The following is a 2,410-nucleotide window of genomic DNA, read 5'->3' on the forward strand; positions in this document are numbered from 1 at the left end:
CGTCGGCACCACCCACGGCAGCAGGACGATCGCGCGGAAGAACGATTTGAAGGGAAGGTTCTGATTGAGGATAAGCGCCAGCCAGAGGCCGAGCGCGAACTTCAGGATCGAGGCGCTTATTGTGTAGAGCAAGGTGTTGAATACGGAGAGCCAAAAGACGGCGTCATCCCACAAATATTGGTAGTTTTCGGTGCCGATGAAGATACCGGGGCGGCCGATGCGGGCATCCGTGAAGCCGAGCCAGATGCCGAGTCCCAGCGGATAGGTCAGAAAGACCAGCAGCAGCGCTGCCGCCGGCAGCATGAAGCCGAAGCCAAGCGCGTTCCGGCTGTCGGCAAGAAACGACAGGATCCGCGAAGGGATCGACGGACGCGGCTGAACGGCAGCGGACGACACGGCCATGCGACGGCTCCTCATAAGGTCTGCTGGCATGGTGGCCCTGAGTGGCCGCCACACGATTTCAGGAACCAGACCGGGCAGCGCGGTCGCGGCTGCCCGGCTCGGCTGTGATCAAACGCGATAGTACCGGTTGGCGCGTTTCTCCGCCTCTTCCATCGCCTCCTGCGCCGTCGCCTGGCCCGTCACGGCCTTGGCGAACATGTCGACCAGGACATAGTCGGCCATGGTCGCCGCCGAGGCGTAGCCGAGCGGCCCAGCATAGCCGTTGGGACGCAGCGTCGCCGAGGCCTTGGCGTAGGCAGCATTGTTCGGGTCGGCCGTCCAGACCGGATTGTTGTCGAAGGCTTTGAGTGTCTGGCAGCAGTAGGCGGCCGAGGAGGTAATCCACTCCGCCATTTGCTGTTCCTCGAACATGAACTGCAGATAGGCCTTGGCTGCGTTGGGATAGGGCGTGTAGTCGAAGATCACTGCCGTGGTCACCTGGAACAGCTCGACCGATTTCCCGACGGGACCGATCGGCAGACTGGTCGTGCGCATGTCCTTGGCGATTTCAGTCAGTTTCGGATCATTGTCCTTGTTGGTCTTGGCCGTGTTATACACGGAAATGCCGTTGGCGATGACGCCCAGTTCGCCGGCCAGGAAGGCGCGGTTGTTGTTCACGTCGAGCCAGCTTTCGGTGCCGGGAATAAAGGTCTTGTAGAGCTCCTGCGCGTATTCGATCGCCTTGAGCGTCTCGGGGCTGTTGATGGTCACCTTTCCGCTCTCGTCGACCATCTGGCCGCCATGGCTCCAAAGCAGCCAGTGAGCATAGTTGTTGCCGTCGCCGACGCCATGGCCGTGCGTGAAGCCGGCCGGATGCCCCTTCGCCTGCAACGCCTTGCAAAGCTCGAGGAAGCCCGCCGTGTCCTTCGGAAATTCCGAGAAGCCAGCCTCCTTCACCCAGCTTTCCCGATAGACGATGGCATTGCCGATGGTGGCCAGAGGCAGGCCGAGGAATTTCCCCTCCCGCGTCGCATATTGCTTTGGCCCTTCGTGCCAGCCGCCGTATTTCGTGCCGAGATACTCACCCAGTTCCGTCACGTCGTGCAACTTGTCGGGGTATTGGTGCGGGTCGTCGAACCAGACCAACATCAGATCTGGACCGGAGCCGACATTGGCGGCAACCGCCGCCTTGGGGCGAATGTCCTCCCAGCTTTCCTTGTCGACACGGACCTCGACGCCTGTCGCCTCGGTGAACCGCTTGGTGTTAGCCAGCCATTGATCCTCATCGCCCTGCACGAAGGGCGACCAACGCAGCATCCGCAGCTTTGCGCCGTCTTCGGGCTTGTATGTCAACCCCTCCTGGGCAAAGGCGGAAGAGCCGACGAACCGGCTTCCCAAGGCTCCCGCCGCCACGCCGGCGGTGGTGCGGATCACGTCACGTCTGGTGAATTTCATGCTCGTCTCCTCCTGTTTATTTCCTCGCGGTGGTTCTTACTGCCGGGTGCGCATTTCGAAGCGCTGCCCGGTTTCGCGATGAAAGAGGTGGATGAGGCCGGGCTCGGCAGTCAGCCGTACGGTCTCGCCCGGCGTGAAGGAATGGCGCTCCCGGAAATTGGCGACGATCTCTTCGCCGCCGGCCGTCCGGCCGATGAGCTGCACTTCCGACCCGGTCGGCTCGACCACCACGACGGTGACCGGAATGCCATCTTCGTCGGACAGCCGCAGATGCTCGGGTCGTATCCCCAGCACCACCTGTTCGCCGCTGCCGATCGAAGGTACTGCGGCCAGCGGCAGGGAAATCCCCCCGGAGCCGCGAAAAGACGATGAGCCGCCATCAGTTGCGATTTCGCCCCTCAGCATGTTCATGGCGGGCGAGCCGATGAAGCTGGCGACGAAGAGATTGTTCGGCCGGTCGTAGAGTTCCAATGGCGGCCCGATCTGCTCAACGAGGCCGTCATGCATGACCACGATCTTGTCGGCCATGGTCATCGCCTCGATCTGGTCGTGGGTGACATAGACCGTCGTGGTC

The 2,410-nt window shown here is 62.1% G+C and carries 3 protein-coding genes; all 3 read right to left on the reverse strand.

Annotated elements, in window-relative coordinates; genetic code table 11:
* Window positions 1-402 (reverse strand): sugar ABC transporter permease (locus EOA85_RS32795; protein WP_164760043.1); only part of this gene is annotated, 402 nt, incomplete at its 3' end.
* Window positions 403-510: 108 nt separating this feature from the next.
* The gene (locus tag EOA85_RS32800; RefSeq protein ID WP_127212478.1) at window positions 511-1,836 is read right to left on the reverse strand and encodes an ABC transporter substrate-binding protein; all 1,326 of its coding nucleotides are present in this window, start codon (window positions 1,834-1,836) and stop codon (window positions 511-513) included.
* Window positions 1,837-1,872: 36 nt separating this feature from the next.
* Window positions 1,873-2,410 (reverse strand): TOBE domain-containing protein (locus tag EOA85_RS32805; RefSeq protein ID WP_127212479.1); only part of this gene is annotated, 538 nt, incomplete at its 5' end.

Origin of the sequence: Mesorhizobium sp. M5C.F.Ca.IN.020.29.1.1, assembly GCF_003997375.1 — a bacterium.
GTDB lineage: Bacteria > Pseudomonadota > Alphaproteobacteria > Rhizobiales > Rhizobiaceae > Mesorhizobium > Mesorhizobium wenxiniae.